This is a genomic window from Variovorax sp. OK212 (assembly GCF_900112425.1).
Lineage (GTDB): Bacteria > Pseudomonadota > Gammaproteobacteria > Burkholderiales > Burkholderiaceae_C > Variovorax.
Genome location: NZ_FOLP01000008.1, coordinates 62,866 through 86,593 on the forward strand (window position 1 = coordinate 62,866; position 23,728 = coordinate 86,593).

The window sequence follows — 23,728 nt, forward strand, 5'->3', positions numbered from 1 at the left end:
ACCCGGGCTGGCTCATTCCCGTGGAGGCCCATGAATCTTTTGCTTGTTGAGGACGATCTTGATCTCGGCAACGGCGTGCGCATTGCGCTGGCCAACCAGGGCATGGACGTGGTGTGGGTCCGCCGGCTCGACGACGCGCTGCGCACGCTCGACGGCGGCGCCTTCGACATGGTGCTGCTCGACCTCGGCCTGCCCGACGGCGACGGGCTCGACCTGCTGTTCCGCCTGCGCCGCGACCGGCAGATCCTGCCGGTGCTGGTGTTGAGCGCACGCGACGCGCTGAACGACCGGCTGCGCAGCCTGGACGACGGCGCCGACGACTACCTCGTCAAGCCCTTCGCGCTGGCCGAACTGCTGTCGCGCGTGCGGGCACTGGCGCGCCGCAGCTACGGCTTCAACGACGAGACCATCCGCATGCGCGGCCTGGCGCTGCACGAGCCCACGCGCGGCGTGATCGTCGACGGCGAGCCGGTGGAGCTCTCGCGCTGCGAGTTCGACCTGCTCGCGCTGCTGCTCAAGCGCACCGGCCGCGTGGTCACGCGCCGCGTGATGGAAGAGCAGGTGCTGCCCGGCGGCCAGGCCAACGGCAGCAATTCGCTCGAGGTGCACATCTCCAACCTGCGCAAGAAGATCGGGCAGGGCTACATCCGCACGGTGCGCGGCATCGGCTATGTGATCGACGTGCAATCGCTCGCGCGGAGCGCAGCGAAATGATGCAGGCGCTGGCGCAGCGCTGGCAGAACTGGAAACAACCTTCCCTGATGCGGCGCCTGCTGATGGCGCAGATGGCGGTGGTGGCGCTGCTGTGGACCATGGTCATCGCGCTGCTGCTGTACGACTCGTACGAAGACCCCGAGCTGCTGAAGTACGACAAGATCTTCAACACCGTGCTGGCCATCGCGCAGAACACCGCCGACCGGCCCGCGGCGCAGCAGCAGACCCTGGCCGCCTTCGACGCCGCGCTGCTGGAGACGGTGGGCGACGGCGACGCCGCCTCCGACAGCGCACCCGTCATGCAGGTGTGGCAGGGCGACCGGCTCATCTACCGCTCGACGGCGGCGGTGCCCGTGATCCTCAACACCACGCTCGACCGCATCGAGACCGTGAAGGCCGGCAACCGCGAATGGCGCGCGCGCACGCTCGCCTCGGCCACCTCCGACACGCGCGTGATGCTGGCCGAGCCCAGCGTCTGGCGGCTCACGGTCACGGTGATGTACCGCGGCTTCTACCTGCTGCCGCTGGTCATCAGCCTCCCTTTCCTGGTGTTCCCGGCATGGCTGTCGGTGCGGCTGGCGCTGCGGCCGTGGCGCCAGGTGAGCAAGGAAACCGCCGAGCGCGGGCCGGCCGACCTGACGCCGCTGTCGTATTCGCCGCCGCACAAGGAGCTCAAGCCGCTGGTGCAGAGCATCAACAGCCTGCTGCAGCGCGTGCGCGACAGCACCTCGCGCGAGCGCAGCCTGATCGCCGACGCCGCGCACGAGTTGCGCACGCCGCTGGCCGCCATGCGCGTGAACGTGGAGGCGCTGAAGGAGCAGAGCACCGACGAGGGCCAGCGCGAGCTCATGGGCAACCTGCTGCGCAGCAACGACCGCGCGGCGCGGCTGGTGGGGCAACTGCTGCAGCTCATGCGCAGCGACGCCGTCTCGGGCAACAACCTGCCCGTGATGCTGTCGCTCGATGCGCTGGTGCAGGACCGCCTGGCCATGATCGAGGGCCTGGCCAGCGCCCGCAATGTGGAGCTCGAACTGGTCTGCGACGAGCGCGTGCCGGTGCTCGGCGAGCGCGAGAGCCTGGTGTCGATGATCGACAACCTCATCAACAACGCCATCAAGTACAGCCCCGAGGGTGCGACGGTGGTGGTGCACGTGTGGCGCGAAGGCCCGCACGCCGTGCTGACCGTGACCGACCGCGGCCCGGGCATTCCGAGCGCGCTGCGCGAGCGGGTGTTCGACCGTTTCTTTCGCAACCCCGACCAGACCCAGAGCGGCAGCGGGCTGGGGCTGGCCATCGTCAAGTCGGTGGTCGACCGGCATGGGGGCGAGGTCACGCTGGGCCAGGGCGGAGCGGACGACGCCGGCAGTTCGGGTGGCGGCCTGAGGGCCACCGTGCGGCTGCCGCTGGCCGAGGCCGGCACCCCCCAACCCCTGCTCTGCAGCTGAAACCTCACCCCGGCGCACGGCCAAAGGGCGTGGTCAGGTCCATTTTGGGGCAAGGATTTACACTACCCGGTGCCGTTTACAGGACACTTTCAACAATGAAGTGGGTCATTCTTGCCATCTTCGCGCTCAGTGCGCTCTACGTTCATTTCCGCGGCCAGGTGCGGCATCGTTTCTTCAGACAGCTCTCTGATCACTCGACCTTCCTGGCCCCGCTGAACGTCTTCATGTACCTTTTCTCGAAGGTGCCGGGTACGCCGTACCTGTCGCCCGCGCAGTTCCCCGAGATGCGCATCCTCGAGGAGAACTGGGAAGTCATCCGCGAGGAAGCGCTGGCCATGCGCAATGGCGGCAGCATCAAGGCGTCGAGCCAGTTCAACGACGTGGGCTTCAACTCGTTCTTCAAGAGCGGCTGGAAGCGCTTCTACCTGAAGTGGTACGACGAGGCGCATCCCTCGGCCGCCGTGCTGTGCCCGCGCACCACCGAGCTGCTGAAAGGCATCGGCACCATCAAGGCCGCCATGTTCGCCGAGCTGCCCCCGGGCAGCCGCCTGGTGCGCCACCGCGACCCGTTCGCCGGTTCGCTGCGCTACCACCTGGGCCTGTGGACGCCCGGTGTCGAAGGCTGCTACATCGACGTGGACGGCCAGCGCTACCACTGGCGCGACGGCGAGGCCGTGGTGTTCGACGAGACCTTCATCCACTACGCCGAGAACACGACCGACCACGACCGCGTGATTTTGTTCTGCGACATCGAGCGCCCGCTGAAGTACCGCTGGGCCAGCGCCGTGAACCGCTGGTTCGCGAAGAACCTGCTGGCCGCGGCCAGCTCGCCCAACGACGCGGGCGACAAGACCGGCGGCATCAACCGCGCGTTCAAGTACATCTACCAGATCCGCGTGATCGGCAAGCGCCTGAAGGCGTGGGACAAGCGGGCGTACTACCTGGTGAAATGGGCGATCTTCGGCGGCCTCGCGCTCTGGATCTTCTGGTAACAAGCCGATAACAAGGCCATGGCCCGGGCTCGGCATGGGTGCCCGGCGCCTGTCAGGCCGGGGCGCTCTGCGGACCCTCGCGCATCCGCACTTCGAGCAGTTCCAGCAGCGCGCGCAACGCCGCGCTGTTGTGCCGGCGCTGCGTGTAGGCCGCGTAGAGCCACATGTCACGCGGCATGAATTCCTGAAGCACGGGAACCAGGTTGCCGCAATCGGTGTGCGGCTGTGCCATCAACGCAGGCACGCAGACCGCGCCGATGCCTGCGAGCGCGGCGGCGATCAGCGCACCCGCGTCGTTCGCGTCCATGCGCCCCTGAATCGGAAGGTTGTAGGGCTGGCCCTCCACTTCGAACGGAAGGTACGGCGCACCTGAGCCCAGCGAGTAGGTGAGCACGTCGTGATGCCGCATGTCGTCAGGCTGCTTGGGCATGCCGCGCCGGGCCCAGTACCGGGGCGTGGCGCAGAGCGTGAGCGCCACGCGCTGCAAGCGCCGCACAATCAGGTTCTCGTCTCCGATGCGTCCGAACTTCAATGCAACGTCGACGCCTTCCTCGACGAGGTCGACCACGCGATTGCCGAGCTGGAGGTCGATGTGCACATCGGGATACCGCGTGAGGAACTCGCTCAGCAGGCCAGGAAAAGCGGTCTGCACGAGCCCGTGAAGTCCAGCGACGCGCAGGCGCCCGCTGGGCCGTGACCCATGCGCCTGCATTTCGCTCTGCGTCAGCTCGATCATCTCGACCAGGGGCGCGCTGCGCAGCTGGAGCAGCCGCCCCGCATCGGTCAACGTGACCGAGCGTGTCGAGCGGTTGAACAGCCGCACGTTGAAGCGTGATTCGAGCGTGGCGACATGCTTGCTGACGGTGGCTTTCGAAATGCCCAGCTTGCCGGCCGCGCGCGAGAAGCTGCCGCGGGCGGCAATTTCCAGGAATGTCCGGAGGTGGTCGAGCCCGTCCATGGGGTTCTCCTGGTCGGAAAGGCGCTAACGCGCAGCGTTCGCCAGGACCTCTTCGGTTTCCCAGCCCCCGCCCAGCGCCATGAAAACGGCGACCTGTTCGTCGGCCAGCTGGGCCTCCGACGCCGCCAGGGCGGCTTCGCTGGCCGCCAACGTGCGTTGCGCGTCCAGCGCCTCGAGCTGTGCGACCTTGCCGTTGACATAGAGCATGCGGGCCTGGCGGGCCACGGTGGCGCTCTGGTCGCGCGCGGCGGACAACGCGCCATGGCGTTCCAGCTCGCGTGCGTAGAGGTCGAGCGTGGTCTCGACCTCCCGCAGTGCGGTCAGCACGGTGCCGTCGAAGCGCGCGGCAGCCATTCGCGTCGTTGCCTCGGCCTGCGCAATGCGCGCCTGGGCGACGCCGGTGTTCGGCAAGGTCCAGCTGATCAGCGGGCCCATGCTGTAGCTCACCGTTTCACGGTTGCCGAACCTGTCCAGAAAGCCGGCGGAACTGGCCGACACGCCAAGTACCACCTTGGGATACAGCTCGGCGGTTGCGACGCCGATGCGGGCCGTGGCGGCGGCCAGGTTGCGCTCTGCCTGGCGAACGTCGGGCCGGCGACGCAACAAGGCCGCGCCGTCTCCCACCGGCAGCAGTCCCGCCACGCGCGGCGGTTGTTCGCACCGGGCCACTGCCGCGGGGAAATCGCGCGGCGCGGCGCCCGTGAGGGTGGCCAGGCGATACAACGCGCCTTGGCGCAGGGCATGGAGGGGTGGCAGCGCAGCGCGGAGTTGTTCCAGCTGGCCGCGTGCGCGAACGATGTCGATTTCCCCCACCTTGCCTGCGCGCTGCAGCCGCTCGGAGAGCCGGATCGCCTCCTCCTGCAGGCGCACCGACTCCTGCGCGGCGCGCAAGCGCAGGCCGCTCGAACAGACCGTTGCATAGGCTTGCGCCGTGCCGCCGGCCACGCTCACGCGCACGAGGTCCACCGCCGCCTGCGCGGCGCCCGTGCCCGCCTCGGCGGCCTCGATGGCGCGGCGCAGCTGGCCGAACAGGTCCAGCTGGTACGACAAGCTCGCACCCGAGCCGTAGGTGAAGCGGCCGGGCGGCTCGTAGTCCTTCTGCACCAGGGCCAGGCCCGACACGTGTCCGAAACCCGGACCCCCGCTCACGGTGGCCGTCGGCTTCTCGTTGCCGTGGACCTCGGCTTCCAGCGCCTGCTCGCGCGCCAGGTTGGCCACGGCCTGCCGCAGGTCGCTGTTGTGTTCGAACGCTCGGGCCACCAGCGCGTCCAGCTGCGGGTCCTTGTACAGCCGCCACCAGTGCGGCGGCAAGGCCGCATCTGCCGCGACCTCGCCGGCGGATTGAAACGGGCGTGCGGAGGTCGCCTGGTCGGCGGAGAGCGCGGCCGGGGCCACGTAGTCCGGTCCCACCGGCGGGTGGGCACAACCGGCCAGAAGTACGCCTGTGGCTGCAGCGAAGGCCAGCCATCGATACAGCGGGCTCATCCGCGGCGCTCCGACAGGCGCAACTTGGCAGCCGCGGTTGTGGACCCTTCGAGCACCTGCACCGTGACCGTCTGGCCCACCACCAGCCGGGTGCCGGCCGGCAGCGGGTTCAGCTTGATGCGCACCGGCACACGCTGCGCAAGGCGCACCCAGTTGAATGTGGGGTTCACGCTGGGCAGCAGGTTGGCGCTGGTGCTGCGGTCGCGATCGGCAATGCCGGCGGCAATGCTCTCCACCGTGCCCTCGAGCGCTCCGGCGTCCATGAGCGTCACGCGCACGCGGTCCCCGAAGTGGATGCGGGCCAGCTTGTTTTCCTCGAAGTAGCCTTCGACGTAGACCGATTCCGCGTCCACCAGCGCCATCACCGGGTGGCCGGCATTCGCGTAGGCGCCTCGCTGCAGGTCGAGGTTGGTCACCAGCCCCGAGGTGGGTGCGCGCACCTCCGTGCGCCGCAGGTTGAGCCTTGCCGTGTCCAGCACGACCTGCGCCTGGCGCAGCCCCGCTTCGGCCGATTGAAGGGCGCCCTGCGCCTGGTCTGCCCGCAGGCGCGACTGCTCGCGCACTTCCTGCGAGATCAGCTCGCCCAGGCCCGAATTGCGACGGCTTTCGCGCAAAGCCTGCGCCAGCGCGATGCGCTGGTTGCCGATGGCGATGCCCTGCGCGGCAACGGCGGCCTCGGCCTGCTGTTGCGCCAGCTCGAAGCGGGCCTTGTCCACCGAAAACAGCAAGGCCCCGGCGGCGACGGACTGGTTGTCCTGCACGGCCACGTGGGCCACCGCTCCGGACACGTCGGGTGCGACCTGCACGATGTTGGCGCGCACGCGTCCGTTGCGGGTCCAGGGGGCCAGTTCATAGTGGTCCCACAGTTGCCACGCAGCCCAGCACGCGGCCGCCACCGCCAGCACGGTCACGCACAAGCGAGCGAGAGAGTGAGCGAAGGGGTGAGCGAGACGCAAGGCCCCGGCAGGAGAAGAGAGGGCGTCAGGTTTCATGGATAGAACGGAATGCAGGAACAGGAATCAGGCCGGGAAGGCGCCGGTGAGGCGGGTCAGTGCGTACAGCCACAGGACGTACAGCGCCAGGTCGAACAGGGCGGGGTGCCACACCCATCGATAGGCGCCGGCCCATGCCAGCAGGCGCCGCGTGGCCCAGGCGCACGCCAGCGCGCCGCCTGCCAGCAGCAACAGCCACGGCAGGTACACGCCGTACAGATTCGCTTCGATCATGGTTGGAGAGCGGCCGGAGCCGACGGGAAAAGGTTGCGACGAAGACCCACCAGGGCCGCGACGGCAGGCGGCCCGGCGTCGCCGTGCAGCGCGGCAAGCAGCAGCCGGTCGATCTGCGGCATCAGCGACTCAGGGCAGTGCGGCGTGCCTGCCGCCTGGGCCCTGAAGACACGGGCCAGCTCGGCGAAAAGGCGGCGGGTGGGTTCGGCCGGAAGCCGACGGCGCTGCTGCTGCAAAGCCACGATGTCCGCACCCACGCGCAGGTCGCACAGTGCGCGCTGCGCGGCGACCCGAGCCGCCTCGCCGCCGGCGGGCGCCATGCGCGGGGCCAGCAGCGCGGTGCGGTCCAGCATCCGGGCGGCGTAGGCGTCGCGCGCGCCAGCGTCCTGGGAACGGGTGGCCAGCTCGGCCAGATCGCGCCAGGTCGCGCGCCGGATGCGTTGCGCGCTCCAGTCGCGCCCCACGCTGCGCACCAGGGCGGTCACGCGGGCCGCGATCAGCGCACCAGCGAACAAGGCCAGGTTGGAACCGACGAAGCTCAGCAGGTCGGCGTTGGCGGTGTCGTGCAAGGCGAGCGTGCCCGCAACGCCGAAGAACATGCCGAGGGCGGCCAGGGAACTCGCCGGCCGCGCCATGTAGCAGCCCACCACCAGAAACAGGGGCGCGATGCACAGCACCAGCACGGCGAAGTCATTCACCAGCGGGATGACCGCCAGCACGTAGAAGGCGGACACCGGCATCGACCACAGCAATGCTTTGATGAACTGGTGCATGGCTGGCACCGGGTCGTCCATGGTGGCGAAGAAGCAGCAGAAGACAGCCGCGCTCATGGCCATCGCGGACCCCGAAGGCCAGCCCAGGGCAATCCAGAGTGCGCAAGACGCGCAGGTGGCCAGCACGGCGGTCAACGCCGAACGCAGTGCGAGTCCACGGTCCAGATGGAGCACCGTTTGACCGAGTGCCGCAATGCGTCGCAGCGGCACCGCTTTTCCGGCCAGGCCCGCATCGACATCGCCACGCAGCACCGTGCATGCATGCCAGCCGTCGACAAGCTCCGCGAGGCGGACCGCCAGATCGACACGCAGCGCGCGGATCCATGGCGACGCCGCCGGTCCGCCCGCCAGGGCGCCAAAGGCGGCGTGGGCTTCGTCCAGCGCGCTGCGCGGTGCGCACGGCCCCAGCCACTGCGTGTGCCGGGCAAGGGCCGAGGCGATGTCGACCGGCACTTCGCCTGCTGTGGCGCGGAGTGCTTCGAGCCGGTCTTCCACCGCCGACAGCGTGGGCGTCAGCGCGGCAATGCGGTCCTGCAAGGCGCGGATGCTGCCCGCCGCCCAGCGCAGGTTGGTGGTATCGAACGGGACATGCGTGGACAGCAGGCGCAGCTGGGTGATGTCGAGGGCCAGGCGCTGGCGGTCCGCATCGATGCGCTCGCGGCCTGGGTCGCCGAGGTTGTCGTTGGGGTTGTCATCGAGCAGATCGCTCCACCATCGACGCGCATCGCCCAGCGCCCGGTCCATCACCCCGAGCAGGGTCGGCCCCAGCCCCGCCGGCAGCACGATGCTGTGAACCAGGCTGGCGCACAGAATGCCCAGCCCGATCTCTTCTGTGCGCGCCACGGCCGTGTCGAACATCGATGCAGGCGCATCCACCAAGGGAAAGCCGATGATCGCGGCCGAATACCCCGCCAGCAGGAAGACGTACGAGCGCGCGCTGCGGTCCAGCAGCGACAGATAGAGGCACAGGCCCGTCCATGTCGCCAGCGCCAGCGACAGCAGCTCCGGCGAGGCGGACAGCGACGGGATCAGCACCACGGTGGCCGCGCACCCCAGCAAGGTGCCCACGAAACGGTAGAGCGCCTTGGAGCGCACGTTGCCGGCCAGCGGGTGGGCCACGATGTAGGCGGTCATCAGGGCCCAGAACGGCCGTGGCAGGCCGAAGCGGCCGGCCAGGTACAACGCGAGCGTTGCGGCGACAAAGCTCTTGCATGAGAAGAGCAGTTCCTGGCGTGAGAAGCGCGGCAGCGCGACCCTCTTCCATCGCCCCGCGTGGGGCGCGGAAGGCGGCAAAGGCGTGCCCGCTTCCGCTCGTCTTTTGTTGCGAATCACTGTCATGCGTCGATGCTAGGGACGGGCACGAGAGGCAGGAATTGCATTCCTGGCCGAATGATTTCTCTTTTCGGACATCGCCGGTGCCAAGCCTTGTCGGGCGTTCGCCGTCGGAGCCCGGGGGACAATGGCGCGCCTGCACCAACGATCCATTTTTGGAAACCATGCGAAGTCTGGAATTCGGCGAGCAAGATCTTGACTACCAGCCCTCGGTACCGGTCTGTGCCCTTCGCGTCGATGTGGAGGCACGCGAGCGCGAAATCCCGGTCCACGAGCACCGGTCCGGCCAGCTCGTGATCGCCTTGCGCGGCGCGGTCTCGTGCGACGTGCCGGGTGCGCTCTGGATGGTTCCGCCACAGGCGGGCGTGTGGATTCCGGGAGGGATACCGCACAGCAACCACGGCACGGCGAACGCGGTGATCTACTACCTGTTCGTTGCGCCCGGCGCGGCGCCCTTGCCGACGAGATGCTGTACCTTGCGCCTCAGTCCGATGCTGAGCGAAATGATTCAACATCTGGCGGGCCTGCCGCCAAGCTATGCGTCCGGCGATCCGACGGAACGGCTGGCCCGCGTGTTGCTGGACCAGCTCTGCGAGATGCCTGTCGAGGAGCTTTCCCTGCCGATGCCGCAGGATGCACGGCTTCGAAGAATCTCACGGGCCATCACGGCGGAGCCTTCCAACCGCAGAACGCAAAGAGACTGGGCGGCCGAACTCGGCATGAGCGAGCGAACCCTGAATCGGCTGTGCACCGCGCAGACGGGCCTGAGCTTCGGTCGCTGGCGGCGTCAACTGCACATGATCCTGGCGCTTCGCGACCTGTCCGCGGGGGCGACCGTGCAGCAGGTCTCGTACGACCTGGGGTACGAGTCTCCCTCGGCCTTCATCACCATGTTCAAGAAGGCTTTCGGAAAGCCTCCGGCCACCTATATCAGCGACCGATGGAGGGCCGGAGACTGAGCTCGGGTTGCGGTGGCGGCGTTGAGTCAATGCCGCTTGCTTGGTGCATTCACGCATGGACCTGCGCCAATGTCCGTTCCACACTTCGGGGCGGCGGTCTTCCGGCGCTGGTAGAGGACGCTTCGGCACCCGCCCGCTTGGGGCGGTTCCTCGATGCCGGAGACTGTCGTCGCTTGCCTTGCGTGCGCGCATGTGCGCCTGCTCGACAGCGGCCTGCTTGCTGCAGTCGGCCAGGAGCGGCCCTTGCCGCTGGTACCCATCTCTCGATATTCGGAGGAGCCCTGGTGAAAAGCCGCATCATGTACATCGAGGCCAAGTCCGGTGGCCTCACAGGCCCGGCTCGCATCGGTCGCGTCACGTTCTCCAAGTCCGGGGCCACGCTCTATTACGCAGGAAGGGCGTTTCGCAGCCTCAAGGGAAACGGCTTCAAGTCGAACTACTTCGAAGTCGAAACCGGCGACCACTATTGGATTTCAGGGCCGCGCAAGGACGGGAAGGACGCGCTGTACGCAACGCATGTCCGGCCTGCCATCGACGACGATGTTCGAAACGAATACTGGGCGACCCTCAGAGGCGCCAGCTTCGTGCGGGCGCCTGAACGGCAGGCGGCCTGAGCCCGGGCGTGCCGGTCAGGCCCGACGACTGCAACGCCCGGCGTTCATTCAAGCCGACGACCGCGCGCCCCGTTCTCAAGGGCGCTCGATCGGCTCCACACGCATCGATCCGGGCGGCACATTGCCAGCCAACCCGTAGCACGCCAATCCCAACGGCGCCAGCCGGTCAGGGTAGGCCCAGAAGGCGTGGTCCAGTGCATCGAGCTCTTCGCTTTCCGCTTCGGTCAGCAAGCGGTAGATGTCCTGCATGGATTGCATGCGCGGGTCATCTTCCAGCCGCTGCAGGATGTCGCGCTGTCGCTGCACGATGGCGAGCGCCTGGTGCGCGCCGATTTTTCGCAGCGCCTCCAGCGCGATCCGGCAGTTGGCTTCGCCCCAGTTCCCGAAGAACTGCAGGAAGCCGCCGTTGTTCATGTCGGCTTCGAGCCGCCACAGCGCGCACAGGTCCTGCTCGCGCGAAGGCAGGGCCTCCAGTTTCCAGCCGGCTTCCTTGAGCGATGCCATCGCCGCGTCGTACGACGCCTCCCAGGCCAGGTCGCATGTGTTGATCAAGCCGACCTCGTCGGGCTGCGCCAACGCGGGCCATGAGATGCCGCAGCCCCCGTCGACCAGCACCCATTGCGCGCGCTGCGCGGAGGTCGCCTTCTCCAGCACGCTGTGCAGGCGATAGGGCTGGGGGTGTTCACTGCCGTTGGCGAGCGTCAACTGCAGGCTGTCGGTGCCCAGCGTGACGCGTTCGATGCGCAGCGCGGCGGCTATGTCGTTGACCATGATTTCAGAGAGGGCCGGTGTTGTTGTTCCTCGCGCTTTGTACCGTACCCGGGCACTCGGGCACTCGGGTGCTCGGGCACTCGGGCACTCAGGTGCTCAGGTGCTCAGGCCTCGGTCCACACCAGCCAGTCGCGCGTGTTGCCAGCCCAGCTCACCACGCCCGCGAGCAGCGTGCCGCCCAGCACGTCGAGCAGCACGTGCTGGCGCGTTGCCAAGGTCGAGTAGACGATGCCCAGGGCCCACAGCAGGTTCAGCGTGCGCACCCAGGCGGGCGCGCCGACGCTGCGCAGCTGCCGCGCCAGCAGCACCGCGGTGAGCACGGCGAACGCGACGTGCAGCGACGGGAACGCGTTGCCGCCCGCGTCCGCCGTCTTGAGGAACTGCAGCGCCGGGTACTGCGACCAGTCGACCGCGAACGCGGGCACCACCGTCGGGAACAGGCAGAACACCAGCAGGCCGACGGTGGCCATCAGCGCGGCGTCGCACGCGCAGGCCCAGAGCTCGGCCTTGTCCTTCGCGAAGGCCGGCGCGAGCGAAATGTAGAACCACAGCGAGCCGTACAGCAGCATCGCGTCGTCGTTCACGCCCACCCAATGGTCCAGCGGCGTGAGCGGCATCACCGTGGGTTCCCACAGCGGGTTGTGCATCACCCAGAAGTACACGAAGAAGAAGCCCGAGATGCCCAGCGTGGTGCCGAACATCTTGACCACCCAGAGCGTCGCGATGCGCTGGCCCAGCGCCGCGTACCAGGGCACGGGCCGCAAGGGGGAATGGGTCGCCGGACGGGAGGTCACCGATGCTGCTCTCGGAGGAATGGGCGTTCCAGCTTAGAGGCCTGCATTGCGTGAACATTGCGTCTTCCGCAAGGAAGGCCTCTCCTAGAATGACCGGCCCCTGTCGGTCTCCGCCAGTCCCTTCTTGCGCATTCGCGCGCTTCATCACCGCATCGCCACCCCATGAGAATCCTGCTTGTCGAAGACGAAGTCGACCTGGCCCAGGCACTGGCCTCGGCGTTGCGGCAGAACCAGGCGGTGGTCGACGTGGCGGGCTCGCTGCGCGAGGCCGAGGAGGCGGCGCTGTCGGCGCAGCACGACGTGATCGTGCTCGACCGCGGCCTGCCCGACGGCGACGGGCTGTCGCTCGTGGCCTTCCTGCGGCACAACGACATCGCCACCGCGGTGCTGGTGCTCACCGCGATGACCGACGTGGCCGAGCGCGTGCTGAGCCTGGACGGCGGCGCCGACGACTACCTCGCCAAGCCCTTCTCCATGGACGAGCTGATGGCGCGCGTGCGCGCGCTGGCACGGCGTCCCGCGGTGCGCGTCCACCTCGTCATGACGCTCGGCCTGCTGCGCTTCGACCATCAGCTGCGCCAGGCCTACGTGGGCGAAGCGAGCCTCACGCTGCCGCGGCGCGAACTGCTGGTGCTCGAGGCGCTGCTCGAACACCGCGGGCGCACCGTGCTGCGCGAGGCCATGCAGGACCGCGTGTACGGCCACCAGGACGAGATCCAGTCGAACGCGCTCGACACACACGTCTCGCGCCTGCGCTCCAAGCTCGACAAGGCCGGCGCGCAGGTCGAGATCCACGCCATTCGCGGCGTGGGCTATCTCATCTGCGCGGCAACGCAGGCTGCGGCCGCGCAATCGCGATGAGCCTGAGCCTGATCTCGCTGCGCTGGCAGCTCATCTGGAGCCTGATCCTGCTGCAGGTGGTGGTCGGCTCGCTGGTGCTGGGCGGCTTCATCGGCCTGGCCTGGGTGATGGGCCGCGTGGTCGACGAGACGGGGCAGGAAACCGTGGCCGTGATCCGGCGCGCGGTCACGCGCGATGCCGGCGGCAAGCTGCTGCTGGAACCCACCGCCGAGCTGCAACGCGTGCAGGCCGATCCGTCGTTCTGGTTCACCGTGCGCGACACCACGGGCCAGGAGGTGCGCCACGGCGACATGCCCGCGAAGTACGAAGCGCTGATGCACGGGCTCGACGGCCTGGGGCGCCTGTCCATCGAGCCGGCCAACGACAACACGCAGCCCAAGGCGCGCTTCGAGCGCGTGGAAACCGCGGCGGGCCCGGTCAACGTGATGACGCAGACCGGCGCGCCGCTGACGGTGAAGAACACGCTGAAGGGCACCGGCCTGGTGTTCCTGTTCCTGGTGGCGCCGATGGCGCTGGTCACCTGTCTCGGCGTGATCCTGGCCACGCCCTTCGTGGTGAAGCGCGGCCTGAAGGGCGTGGTGGCCACGGCCGAGCATGCGGAGAGCATCGACGTGCACGAGCGCACCACGCGGCTGCCGCTGGCCAACGTGGCCAGCGAGATCCGCCCGCTGGTGAACGCCGTGAACCGCGCGTTCGACCGGCTCAACGAAGGCTACGACCGCCAGGAGCGCTTCCTGGCCGACGCCGCGCACGAGCTGCGCACGCCCATCACCACGCTGCAGATCAACATCGAGGGCCTGCCCGGCGGCGATCCGCTGAAGGTGAAGCTGATGCAGGCCTCGGCGCGGCTGGCCACGCTGGCCGAGCAGCTGCTCGACCTGCAGCGGCTGGACCGCATCGCCTCGCAGGACCGCCAGCAGATCGACCTGAAGGCGCTGTGCGAGCGCATGGCGGGCGACATTGCGCCGCTGGCCATCATGAACCGCTGCACGCTCTCGGTCGACGCGCCGCGGCCGCTGTGGGTGAGCGGCGACGCGCCTTCGCTCGAACGCGCGCTCACCAACCTGATCCAGAACGCCATCGAGCACGGCGGGCCCGGCTGCGACATCCAGGTGCGGCTGTGGGAGCCTTCGGGCTTCGAGGTGCTGGACTCGGGGCCGGGCATTCCGGAGGCCGACCGCGAGCGCGTGGTGGCGCCGTTCCACCGGCTGGTGCCGCGCGGGCGCGGCGCGGGGCTGGGGCTGCACCTGGTGGCCGAGGTGGCGCGGCTGCACGGCGGCCAGCTCACCATCGGGTCGAGCGAATCGGGCGGCGCGAAGATGCGGCTCGAACTGAACCTGGTGGCCTGAGAGCCTTCGTGCCATGAACCCCATCGACCGGCTGCCGGAACCCACCAACCTCGCGGGCGCGCAAGCGCTGATCGCGCGCGTGCAGGCCCTGCTCCACGCGCACGGTGTCGCCCTGCGCGCACCGCCGCCCGAGCCCACCACCTGCTGCGGGCGTGGCTGCAACGGTTGCGTGTGGGAAGGCTGGCTCGCGGCGGTGAATTACTGGCGCGACGAGGCCTCGCTGCTGCTGAGCGACGGCCCCGCCTGAGCGCGCGCAGCGCACGGCCGCGTCATGCGGCTGGTGACGATTCCGTTTCCTGTGCAAACCCGGCGAAGCCGCGCAGCACCCCCTCGCACCGGTCGCACAGCATCTCCGGCCCGGTGTCGGCCGTCACGGTGGCCTCGTGCCGCCAGCACCTGGCGCAGCGCAAGGTCTCGGTTCGCCGCACCTTGATGTCGACCGCGTGGCTCTCCTTCAGCGCCACCTCTGCAACGATGAAGATCGACGGCAGCTCGAAGCGCAGGGGCGCCAGCGCTTCGATGACCTGCGCGGGCGCCTCGATGACGATGCTCGCCTCGCTCGAACGGCCGATGGCGCCGGACGACCGAAGGTCTTCGATCGCCTTCATGACGCCGGGGCGAAGCTGTTTCACCTGCCGCCAGAATTCGCCGGCGTGCGACATGTCGACCAGGGGCGGTGCGGCCTCGTCCCAGGTGTGGAGGAACACGCTGTCGTCGCCGTCGTTGAACAGCACCGCCCACGCTTCCTCCGTCGTGAAGCTGAGAATCGGCGCCGCCAGCAGCAGCAGGTTCTTCAGGATGACGTGCAGCGCCGTCTGCGCGCTGCGCCTGTCATGGCCGTCGCGTTCGCCGGCGTACAGCCGGTCCTTCAGCACGTCGAGATAGAACCCGCCGAGTTCTTCGGCGCAGTAGCCGTGAATCAGCCGCGTCACCGCCACGAAGTCGTAGTCGCGGTAGCCCTGGCGGCACTGCGCGACAAGCTCGCTGCAGCGCGCCATCGCGTACTGGTCGACCGGCGCCAGGCGGCGCGCGGGCACCGCGTGGGCGGCGTCGCCGAAGTCCGACACGTTCAGCAGCAGGAAGCGGACCGTGTTGCGAATGCGCCGGTACATCTCGACCACGCGGTCCAGGATCTCGTTCGACACGGAGATGTCGGTGGCGTAGTCCGTGCTGGCCACCCACAGCCGGACGATGTCCGCGCCCCGCGTGCTCGCCACCTCTTGCGGGCTGACCGTGTTGCCCAGCGATTTGCTCATCTTCTTGCCGTGGGCATCGACGGCGAAGCCGTGGGTCAGCACGGCCTTGAAGGGCGCGCGGCCATCGGCCGCGCAGCCCGTCATGAGCGAGGAGCCGAACCAGCCGCGGTGCTGGTCGGAGCCTTCCAGGTAGAGGTCCGCCTGGCCGATGTCGCTGCTGTTGCTGTTGCCCTGGGCATCCAGGCGCCGAGGGTCCCGGTAGACCGTGGCGTGGATGGAGCCGGAGTCGAACCACACGTCGAGCGTGTCCGCCAGTTTTTCGTACTCGGCTTCGTCGACCCCCAGGTCCGCCGGCCTCAGTCGGGTCCAGGCGGCGATGCCTTCGCGTTCGATGCGCTGCGCCACTTCTTCGACAAGGCGCGCGGTCTCGGGGTGCAGCGACCGGTCGCTGCGCCGCACGAAGAAGGCCAGCGGCACGCCCCACGAGCGCTGGCGCGAAATGCACCAGTCGGGCCGGCCGTCGATCATCGCTTCCATGCGCGAGCGGCCCGACGCGGGGTAGAACGGCACGTCCCTGATGGCCTCGCGCGCGGTTTCCCGCAGCGTGCGTGCGTCGCCGGCGGCCCGGCGGTCCATGCCGATGAACCACTGGGTCGTCGCGCGAAAAAGAATCGGCGTCTTGTGGCGCCAGCAGTGGGGGTACGAGTGTTCGATGGGCGCCTGCCGCAGCAAGGCGCCACTCACCGCCAGCATCTCCAGGATGGCCGTGCTGCCTTCCTGCAGCGCCATGCCGCCGATGGTCGGCAGGCCGGCCGCGAACCGGCCGGCCCCGTCGATCACGTTGTCGCCGGTGATGCCCAGCCCCTGGCACAGCTCGAAGTCTTCCGCGCCGTGCGCCGGCGCCAGGTGAACCAGGCCGGTGCCGGTGTCGAGCGACACAAAGTCTCCTGCCACCACGGGCACCGCGACGGCCAGCAGCGGATGCGCGAGCATGAGACCGACGAGGTCGATGCCCGGCGCGACCGCGCAGAGTTCGTGGTCCGTGCCCAGCGCGTCGAGCAGTGCGCGGCTGCTTTCCACCGCCAGCACCAGCAGCCCGCCGGGCGTGTCGTACAGGCCGTAGCTGGCGGTCGGGTCGAGGGCCACGGCCCGGTTGCCGGGCAGCGTCCATGGCGTGGTGGTCCAGATGACCAGCCGCGCCGGCCTGTCCGGCATGGGCTGGCACTGGAAGCGCGACGCGAAATCGACCGCGTCCAGCACCCGCAGGCCGACATAGGCCGTCACCGATCGCTTGGGCGCGTACTCGAGCTCCGCCTCGGCCAGGGCCGACTGGCAATCGACACACCAGTTCACGGGCTTCTGGCCGCGAAACAGCAGGCCGCGCTGGCGAATGCGGTCGAGAAAGCGGATCTCGTTGGCCTCGGTCTCGAAGTCCATGGTGCGAAAGGCGTGCGCCCAGTCGCCGAGCAGCCCCAGCCGCAGAAAGTCCTTCTTCTGGCTCTGCGTCTGCAGCAGCGCGTAGTCGCGGCACAGCTGCTGCACCTGCTCCGTCGGCAACCCCCTGCCGTGGGTCTGTTCGATGCGGTGCTCGATGGGCATGCCATGGCAGTCCCAGCCGGGAATCCACTGCGCATCGAAGCCGTCGAAGAAGCGGCTCTTGAACACCATGTCCTTGAGCACCTTGTTCACCGCGTGCCCGATGTGGATGTCGCCGTTCGCATACGGCGGCCCGTCGTGCAGCACGAACGGCGGGCGGCCGGCCGCCGCGCTGCGCATCCGGTCGTAGATGCGCTGCGCGGCCCACCGTTCGACCCACTCGGGCTCGCGGCGGGGCAGGTCGCCCTTCATCGGAAACGGTGTCTTCAACAGGTTCAGGGTGTCTTTGAGGTCGGTCATTTCGGGTCAGGTCATGCGGTTGGAACGGGCAAGGGGGCGGCGGCCCAGGCGCCGGCCGACTGCATGAAGCGATCGGCCGCCTGCAGCTGCGTGGCGCAGATCCATTCGTCCGGCTGGTGCGCCTGGGCAATGGAGCCGGGTCCGCACACCACCGTCGGAATGCCGACCTGCTGGAAGAAGCCAGCCTCGGTGCCGAAGGGCAGGTCGGCCTCCGGCCAGAGCGCGCCGAGTTCGCGCGCCACCGAGACCGCCGCGTCGTTGTTGCGCGTGGACAGCGCCGGCACGCCCGCGACCTGCACGGCCTGGACCGTGACGCCGGTGGGCAGGTCCGCCAGGGCCTGCCGCACGGCGTCGTGAACGAGCGCCACCGCCGCGTCGTCCTGCGGGCGGAACTCCCACAGCACCTCGCAGCAGCCCGGCACGATGTTGATGGCGGTGCCGCCGTCGATGCGGCCGATGTTGAGCGTGGCCGCGCTGCCCTGCCTGGCAAAGGCGCGGCGCAGCCCGGCCAGGCAGGTGACCAGGTAGGCGGCGGGTTCGATGGCGCTGGCGCCGAGCGACGGGTCGCTCGAATGCGCGGGCAGTCCGCTGAACAGCGCCCGGTGCCCGAAGAAGCCCCGGTGCCTGACGCCGATGCGCATCTGCGTCGGCTCGCCGATGATGGCCAGCGCAGGTGCCGCCACCTGGGCCTGCAAGCGGCTCACGAGCCGCGGAACGCCCAGGCACCCGATCTCTTCGTCGTAGGAGAAGGCAAGGTGGATCGGACGGCTCAGCGTGCGCCGTTGCCACGACGGAACCGCCGACAGGCAGGCCGCGATGAAGCCCTTCATGTCCGCCGCGCCGCGGCCATGGAAGCGGCCATCGCGCTCGGTCAGCGTGAAGGGGTTGGCGCTCCAGTGCTGATCGGTCACGGGCACCACGTCGCTGTGCCCCGACAGCACCATGCCGCCTGCCGTGTCGGGGCCGATGCTGGCCAGCAGGTTCGCCTTGCGCGCGTCTTCGCTGTGCACGAGGTGCACCCTCGCCCGGTGCGCCGCCAGGTAATCCGCGATCCAGTGGATCAGCTCGAGGTTGGAGCGGTGCGACGTCGTGTCGAACGCCACCAGCGTGCGCAAGATCTCGACGGTGCTCATGCCGGGGGAGACGGTCATCTTGTTCTTCGGATTGCGTTGGAACGGGGATGGAAGCCGCTGAACAGCATCGGGGCCGATGCGTGACTGGCGCAGGCTAGATAGAGCAGCAAGCGGTGCAGGTACAGCAGCAGCGACACGGGCCGCACATTGCCCGCCGCGCGGGCGAGCGCCGCAACGTCCGGGCTGGACAGGCTGGCTAGGCGAAAGATGTGCGTCATGTGATGGCCTCGCTGTGCACTGCAGCATGGCAGGGGCCGACGCCGTGATATTGGCGAAAATTTGCTGCCGCAAAGTCAGGCGGTGGAGGCCGGCAGCGCGGATGCGAACGTGGCCAGGCCCATGGCGTCGAACAGCCTTCGGTATTCGTTCAGCGCGAGGACCCGAAGCGAAATGTCATGGTTGGAGTCCGTCGTTGCTGCTGCATGAGAGAAATCGAATTCCTCCAGGCTCATCCAATCTTCGAGATGAAGTTGGATTGCTGACGCAATTTCACTTGCAATTTCACCGGGGTCGGATGCGTCGACTTCCGAGAGAATTTCCGGTATGCGCGGCTCGCCTTGCGGGATCAAACAGGTCCAGACAAGTCCGTGCCTTTCCACCACCGGAAACATCGCGAGCCTGAAACACGCCGCCGGCTTGAGCGCGAGCTTCTCAGGAACCTTGCGGCACTGCCCATCGGAGCCGAAACGCAGCCCGTGGTAGGCGCACACCAGCTGGTCGCCATCGATGCGCCCCGTGCTCAGGGGCAGTCCGCGGTGCGGGCACATGTCGCGGCCGATGCGAATGCCGTCTGGCATGCGGTAGATGGCCAGGCGCAGGTCCAGCAAGCTCACCGGCCTTGGCTGGGCCGTGACTTCGTCGATGCGGGCAACGGGAAACCACTGCCTGGCCAGAACGGGCCAGTCCTGCGCGGCAAAGCCGCAGTTCGGCGGCAGGAATCCGTCGGGCAACGGGCTGGCACGCGCCGGCTGAATCTGTTCGACGGACATGCACGGCCTACCTGACAAGGCCGATGCGGATCCTTCGGTTGTGCTGGCCCTTGTTCTCGATCTTCAGGATGCGCAGCGGCGCCGATTGCGAGGTGTTCGACAGATGGGTGCCGCCGCAGGCTTGCCGGTCCAGCCCGACGATCTCGATGATGCGCGTGCTGCCGTCGTCCTGGCTCGGCGGCGCAACGGAACGGCTGCGCAGCACGCCGGGCTCACGCGCGAGCGCGCTTGCGTCGAGGTACACCGCGTTCACCTGCAGCCCGTCGCCGATGAGGGTGTTGAGCTCGGGCTCGAGCTTGCGCAGGTCGTTGTTGTCGGCCTCGGGCAGGTCGAAGTCGATGCGGGCCGTGCCGTCGGCGGCCATCTGCACGCCCGTGACCAGCGAGCCCTCGAAGCGCTGATAGACCAGTGCATTGAGGATGTGCAGGCCGGTGTGAAGCTGGCTCATCATGAGCCGGAAGTCCGGGTCCACGTGGGCAACGACTTTTTCGGCAGGCATCGCGGCGCTGTCGGACTCATCGAAGCAATGCCACGCATTGCCGCCCTCCATCTCGATGCGGCCGATCCTGACCTCGCCGCCGTTCCACCGCAGCGTGCCGCGGTCCGCCAGTTGTCCGCCGCCGCCCGGATAGAAGAACGACCGGTCGAGCAGCACGGCATTCGGGCGGCGCGCCACCACGTGGGCTTCGAAGCTGAAGCAATCGGGCTGGGCATGGCAAAGATAAGGTGACATGAATTTCTCGCTGGCGCGGTGTTTATGAAAACCGGCGTGCCGTCACGATGCCGATCAGGATGACGGCGCCGCCCACGAACTCGGTCGCGCTCAGGTATTCGTGAAACAGGCAAGCGCCGAGCACGGTGGCGATGACGGGCTGCACCAGCAGGGTGATCGAAGAAAGCGCCGCGGGGAGCTTGGCCAACGCATAGGCGATGAGGCCCTGGCCGCCGACGTGGGACACGACCGCCAGCGCCAGCAGCATCAGCATGCCGTGCACCGTGTGCGGCACCAGCGATTCGCCGCGCAGCAGCGTGATGGGCAACAGCACGATCAGCGTGCCCACGCTGCTCCAGGCCATGACGGTCATCGTTCGGTAGTTCGACCGCACGAGGCTCACCGCCAGCAGGTACGAGCCGTAGAACACCGCCGTCAGCAGCCCCAGCAGGTTGCCCGTCATGTAGTTGGAGCCGAAGTCGAGCCGATGGCCGATCAGGACGAACGCGCCGGCCAGCGCGAACAACATGCCGAACATGAAGCCGGAATTGAATTTCTTGCCCAGGAACAGGCGCGACCCGAGCACCACGAAGATCGGCGCCAGATTGGCCAGCAGATTCGAATTGGCCAGCGTGGTCAAGGTCATGGACCAGTGGTACAGCGCCAGGTTTCCCGAAAAAATGAACCCGACCAGGATGAGCTTGACCGGAATGGCCGGCACCTTGTCGGTTGCCCGAATGGACGTGCCCACAGGCTCGGCTCTTGCGGCAAGCCTGTCGAGCAAGAAGAAGATGGGAATGGCGAGTGCCACCCGGTAGACCGCGCTGGCCGTCGGAGGCAATTCGCTGTGCCTGAGAAAAACGCCGCCCAGCGCCAATGCGGCCGCGCCGAGCAGCAGCGCGACGAACGATAGGTAATTGCTCTTGGATGCGGCCGGCAGTGCAATGGATGTCGTCATTTTGATTTCGGGCATGCGACCGAGTCTCCATCGGTCGTGCCAGTGGTTTGTTTTTGAACTTCAGTGGATTGGAGTCAATTCGAAGGGCGAATACCTGGTGCTATTCAAATCCCTCGACCACCACGAGCTGCATGTCGACGGCGGCGCCATCCCGCAGCGTGCGTGCGTGGCTGTATTCCGGCGAATCGTAAAAACTTCGGGCTGCATCGGCTGATTTGAATTCCACAAGCACCACGCGGCGATCGTCCAGAACGCCTTCCAGGTGCATGCGTTCGCCTCCGCGTGAAAGAAACCTGCCGCCGAATTTTTCGATGATCCCGGGCGTGAGCTGCTTGTATTCCTGGTATTGATCCGGGTCCACGATGGACATCCGGCCAATCAGATAAGCGACCATGGGGCGACCTTGCTCGGTGCTTCAAATGCTGTTCGGGCGAAAAAGCGGTGCGGCCGGGTGCTAGACGTACGCCAGCTTGCGCTCTTGCGCGACGCCGGATTGCAGCAAGGCCGAATCCAGGACGTCCCAGAGGCCGGTCAGCGAATCGAGGAAATCGTCCGCGCCTTCGATGACCAGATGGGCGTATTCCGTTTTCAGGGCCAGCTCGACCGCGGTGCGGGCGTTTTGCTCGTGATGCTGCTCGGCGCCCACTTCGCCCCAGTGCTCCAGCAGGTAATGCATCTCGGGCACGTCGAGGTTCGCGTGGTAGATGCCGCTGTCGACCAGGCAATACTTTTCGCCCGGAATCAGCTGCTTGTTGGAGATCATTTCCAGCGCCAGCGTGGTGCCGAGGTTGCGGTAGGTGTTCTCGATGTCCGTCAGCTTGCGGTGCTCGAAGACGCCGATGGCTTTTCGAACCTGGGAGGTCATGCCGGTTTCCATGTCGTAGCCGGGCAATGCGCCGAGCAATTGATTGGAAAAGTCCTTGAGCTTCGCCTCGACCTGCTCCTGGTTGTAGAGGTCCGCAAACACGGGCCGTTCGGCCGACTGGTTGACGATGTAGCCCGCCATCGTGGCCAGCTCGGGGCCGTGGCCCGATTCGCTCTCGACGATTTCCTCGAGCAGTTCGCTCTGCCGGTGCAGCCCGTGCGTCTTGAGCGCGGTCGGAAAATTCCATCCCGGCCGGGTCGACGCGCAGAAGCTCTGGATCTGGTGAAAGAGGGCGCCCACCACGGGCGGCTCCGGTTCCATCTTCACCCAATTCCTGAAAATCGGGTGGGAATAGCAGCGGTGATTTTCAACTCTCTCAACCAGATCGGAAATGGTAACGCTCATGACGTACTCCTAATTGCAGTCGGTTAAAGAAATGCCGTGGAAATTCGTTATTTGCTTGCCATCAGCATGCGCCCCCCAGGGTGATCGAGAATTTCTACCCGCACATTGGTGAATCCTGCGCGGAACATTTTTTCGGTCCATTCGTCCTCGCTCAGGAGCTTTCTGGACATGAAATGGTTGTGCAGATGATTGAACGCCGCGGCAAATGGCTTTTCCCAGCTGGACTGCGCCACCGGAATGGCGTCCACGATGATCAGCGTGCCCTTCACGGCATGGGCGCAGCAGGCGCGCAGCAATGCGTCGAGGGTTTCTTCTTCTGCCGGGAGAAGGTCGTGCATGACGAAGCCGGCGTGGATGATGTCGGCGTCCTGGATGAGCGAAGCGTCTTCCACGAGAACCTGGATGGGCGCGGTCACGAATTGCAGCCGGTCGCTCATTCCCGCTTCGCCGGCGGCGCGAACGGCCTGTTCAGTGGCCGATGCGCTCAGGTCGATGCCGATGCCCGTGGCGCCCGGAATCTTTTTGAGCATGCGGATCAGGAATCCGCCTGAACCCGATCCAAGGTCCACGATCTTCTTGGGTGCCATGGCCACGATGGCGTTTTCGGGTTGCGGGTAGAAGGATTTCTCGCCCATCCATTTCGAGGTGCGCGCAACCAGCCCGCCGCTGCGCGGGTATTTCGCCTGCGCTTCCTCGTTGTTTTCCGAAAACTCCTTGGCGTTGTTGATCAGGGGCGCGCATGCGCGCAATGCCCATGAGAGGTAGCCGACCTCGTTGATCAATTCGTCGAAATGGCTGCCGGCCTTGTAGGTGGCCGGTGCCTGCGGATTCAATACCTCGATGATTCCCGCCTTGCTCAGCGAGTCGAGGTAGGCGGAAATGACCGACTCCTTGATGCCGCACGAGCGGGACGCGGTGGCGGCGTCCACCACGGGCGAATTCTGGAGAATTTCGATGATTCCGTATTCCGCGCCTATTTCCAGCAGGATGGCCGAGCCTGCGAGCGAAGAACCGGTAATGCCGCGATCAACATTTTGCATGGGTCACCTGTGAGTTCAATGTCATTGAAAACCAACTGATTACTTTGCGTGGGACTAAGCCATTGAGTTGCACGATAGTCAGCGCGCGGATGTCCGTATTGGCAAAAATTGCGCAGCGCAGCATTGGCGGGAGAAATCGAAAACTCGAATTCGGCGCGGACGTCGTCGCAACGCACAGGCGCACGCACGCAACCTGCCTTGCGGGCAGTGCAGGAGCGAAAGGAAGGGGCCTCGGCGCGTGGCGCCAAGGCCGCGGCAACG

General features: G+C 67.3%; 24 protein-coding genes. 8 read left to right on the forward strand and 16 right to left on the reverse strand.

Features of this window, described 5'->3' with window-relative positions:
- Positions 1 to 30 precede the first annotated feature (30 nt).
- The 3 genes from BM004_RS22730 to lpxO all read left to right on the forward strand — a co-directional run bounded on the left by BM004_RS22730 (position 31) and on the right by lpxO (position 3,151).
- Positions 31 to 714, forward strand: a complete 684-nt coding sequence (locus BM004_RS22730) for a response regulator (protein WP_093130170.1) — start codon at positions 31 to 33, stop codon at positions 712 to 714.
- On the forward strand, positions 711 to 2,159 hold the full coding sequence (locus tag BM004_RS22735; protein ID WP_093130169.1) for a sensor histidine kinase: 1,449 nt from the start codon (positions 711 to 713) through the stop codon (positions 2,157 to 2,159). The genes BM004_RS22730 and BM004_RS22735 overlap by 4 nt, the downstream gene beginning before the upstream one ends.
- Before the next feature lie 95 nt (positions 2,160 to 2,254).
- Positions 2,255 to 3,151, forward strand: coding sequence for a lipid A hydroxylase LpxO (lpxO, locus tag BM004_RS22740; protein WP_093130168.1), 897 nt, complete (start codon positions 2,255 to 2,257; stop codon positions 3,149 to 3,151).
- Positions 3,152 to 3,203: 52 nt separating this feature from the next.
- Here the strand turns inward: lpxO and BM004_RS22745 are convergent, their stop codons facing one another.
- The 5 genes from BM004_RS22745 to BM004_RS22765 are packed head-to-tail and all read right to left on the reverse strand — an operon-like array spanning position 3,204 to position 8,931.
- Complete coding sequence (locus tag BM004_RS22745) at positions 3,204 to 4,109, reverse strand: LysR family transcriptional regulator (RefSeq protein WP_093216983.1); 906 nt, start codon at positions 4,107 to 4,109, stop codon at positions 3,204 to 3,206.
- A gap of 24 nt (positions 4,110 to 4,133) precedes the next feature.
- On the reverse strand, positions 4,134 to 5,594 hold the full coding sequence (locus BM004_RS22750; protein WP_093216986.1) for an efflux transporter outer membrane subunit: 1,461 nt from the start codon (positions 5,592 to 5,594) through the stop codon (positions 4,134 to 4,136).
- Positions 5,591 to 6,586 carry an HlyD family secretion protein gene (locus tag BM004_RS22755; RefSeq protein ID WP_093216988.1) on the reverse strand — a complete coding sequence of 332 codons (996 nt, stop codon included), beginning with the start codon at positions 6,584 to 6,586 and terminating at the stop codon, positions 5,591 to 5,593. The genes BM004_RS22750 and BM004_RS22755 overlap by 4 nt, the downstream gene beginning before the upstream one ends.
- Before the next feature lie 27 nt (positions 6,587 to 6,613).
- The gene (locus BM004_RS22760; protein ID WP_093130164.1) at positions 6,614 to 6,820 is read right to left on the reverse strand and encodes a DUF1656 domain-containing protein; all 207 of its coding nucleotides are present in this window, start codon (positions 6,818 to 6,820) and stop codon (positions 6,614 to 6,616) included.
- On the reverse strand, positions 6,817 to 8,931 hold the full coding sequence (locus tag BM004_RS22765) for an FUSC family protein (protein ID WP_093216992.1): 2,115 nt from the start codon (positions 8,929 to 8,931) through the stop codon (positions 6,817 to 6,819). The genes BM004_RS22760 and BM004_RS22765 overlap by 4 nt, the downstream gene beginning before the upstream one ends.
- A gap of 158 nt (positions 8,932 to 9,089) precedes the next feature.
- On the opposite strand from BM004_RS22765, the gene BM004_RS22770 reads away from it, so the two are divergent.
- Together BM004_RS22770 and BM004_RS22775 are read left to right on the forward strand one after the other, a co-directional pair.
- Positions 9,090 to 9,884: an AraC family transcriptional regulator gene (locus tag BM004_RS22770; protein WP_093216994.1), complete on the forward strand. Its 795-nt coding sequence runs from the start codon at positions 9,090 to 9,092 to the stop codon at positions 9,882 to 9,884.
- Positions 9,885 to 10,168: 284 nt separating this feature from the next.
- Positions 10,169 to 10,498, forward strand: a complete 330-nt coding sequence (locus BM004_RS22775; RefSeq protein WP_218152716.1) for a 1-deoxy-D-xylulose-5-phosphate synthase — start codon at positions 10,169 to 10,171, stop codon at positions 10,496 to 10,498.
- Between the two features lie 75 nt (positions 10,499 to 10,573).
- Here BM004_RS22775 and BM004_RS22780 read toward each other — a convergent pair whose 3' ends face one another.
- Both BM004_RS22780 and BM004_RS22785 read right to left on the reverse strand, forming a co-directional pair.
- On the reverse strand, positions 10,574 to 11,269 hold the full coding sequence (locus BM004_RS22780; protein ID WP_093217000.1) for a DMP19 family protein: 696 nt from the start codon (positions 11,267 to 11,269) through the stop codon (positions 10,574 to 10,576).
- 104 nt (positions 11,270 to 11,373) lie between these two features.
- A complete protein-coding gene (locus BM004_RS22785) occupies positions 11,374 to 12,063 on the reverse strand; it encodes a phosphatase PAP2 family protein (RefSeq protein ID WP_256220000.1) in 690 nt (229 codons plus the stop codon).
- Positions 12,064 to 12,225: 162 nt separating this feature from the next.
- On the opposite strand from BM004_RS22785, the gene BM004_RS22790 reads away from it, so the two are divergent.
- Genes BM004_RS22790 through BM004_RS22800 form a run of 3 tightly spaced genes read left to right on the forward strand, consistent with a single transcriptional unit; the run spans position 12,226 to position 14,520 of the window.
- Positions 12,226 to 12,924, forward strand: a complete 699-nt coding sequence (locus BM004_RS22790) for a response regulator transcription factor (protein WP_093217003.1) — start codon at positions 12,226 to 12,228, stop codon at positions 12,922 to 12,924.
- Positions 12,921 to 14,273, forward strand: coding sequence for a sensor histidine kinase (locus BM004_RS22795; protein ID WP_093217005.1), 1,353 nt, complete (start codon positions 12,921 to 12,923; stop codon positions 14,271 to 14,273). Before BM004_RS22790 ends, BM004_RS22795 begins: the two co-directional genes overlap by 4 nt.
- Before the next feature lie 13 nt (positions 14,274 to 14,286).
- Positions 14,287 to 14,520, forward strand: coding sequence for an oxidoreductase-like domain-containing protein (locus BM004_RS22800; RefSeq protein WP_093217008.1), 234 nt, complete (start codon positions 14,287 to 14,289; stop codon positions 14,518 to 14,520).
- Positions 14,521 to 14,542: 22 nt separating this feature from the next.
- Here BM004_RS22800 and ileS read toward each other — a convergent pair whose 3' ends face one another.
- The 9 genes from ileS to BM004_RS22840 all read right to left on the reverse strand — a co-directional run bounded on the left by ileS (position 14,543) and on the right by BM004_RS22840 (position 23,467).
- Entirely contained in the window at positions 14,543 to 17,365 is a 2,823-nt protein-coding gene (gene ileS / locus BM004_RS22805) for an isoleucine--tRNA ligase (protein ID WP_093217010.1), read from the reverse strand.
- 11 nt (positions 17,366 to 17,376) lie between these two features.
- Positions 17,377 to 18,516: an acetylornithine deacetylase gene (argE, locus tag BM004_RS22810; RefSeq protein WP_177206573.1), complete on the reverse strand. Its 1,140-nt coding sequence runs from the start codon at positions 18,514 to 18,516 to the stop codon at positions 17,377 to 17,379.
- Positions 18,513 to 18,716 (reverse strand): hypothetical protein, encoded by a 204-nt coding sequence (locus BM004_RS41485; protein ID WP_177206574.1) that lies wholly within the window; start codon positions 18,714 to 18,716, stop codon positions 18,513 to 18,515. Before BM004_RS41485 ends, argE begins: the two co-directional genes overlap by 4 nt.
- Before the next feature lie 75 nt (positions 18,717 to 18,791).
- Positions 18,792 to 19,487, reverse strand: a complete 696-nt coding sequence (locus BM004_RS22815; protein ID WP_093217015.1) for a Rieske 2Fe-2S domain-containing protein — start codon at positions 19,485 to 19,487, stop codon at positions 18,792 to 18,794.
- Positions 19,488 to 19,494: 7 nt separating this feature from the next.
- On the reverse strand, positions 19,495 to 20,220 hold the full coding sequence (locus tag BM004_RS22820) for an alanyl-tRNA editing protein (protein WP_093217018.1): 726 nt from the start codon (positions 20,218 to 20,220) through the stop codon (positions 19,495 to 19,497).
- A gap of 22 nt (positions 20,221 to 20,242) precedes the next feature.
- Positions 20,243 to 21,172: a DMT family transporter gene (locus BM004_RS22825; RefSeq protein ID WP_093217020.1), complete on the reverse strand. Its 930-nt coding sequence runs from the start codon at positions 21,170 to 21,172 to the stop codon at positions 20,243 to 20,245.
- 85 nt (positions 21,173 to 21,257) lie between these two features.
- Positions 21,258 to 21,551: a DUF1330 domain-containing protein gene (locus BM004_RS22830; protein ID WP_093217023.1), complete on the reverse strand. Its 294-nt coding sequence runs from the start codon at positions 21,549 to 21,551 to the stop codon at positions 21,258 to 21,260.
- A gap of 60 nt (positions 21,552 to 21,611) precedes the next feature.
- A complete protein-coding gene (locus BM004_RS22835) occupies positions 21,612 to 22,427 on the reverse strand; it encodes a hypothetical protein (protein WP_093130150.1) in 816 nt (271 codons plus the stop codon).
- Between the two features lie 47 nt (positions 22,428 to 22,474).
- The gene (locus BM004_RS22840) at positions 22,475 to 23,467 is read right to left on the reverse strand and encodes a class I SAM-dependent methyltransferase (protein WP_093217027.1); all 993 of its coding nucleotides are present in this window, start codon (positions 23,465 to 23,467) and stop codon (positions 22,475 to 22,477) included.
- Positions 23,468 to 23,728: the final 261 nt, after the last annotated feature.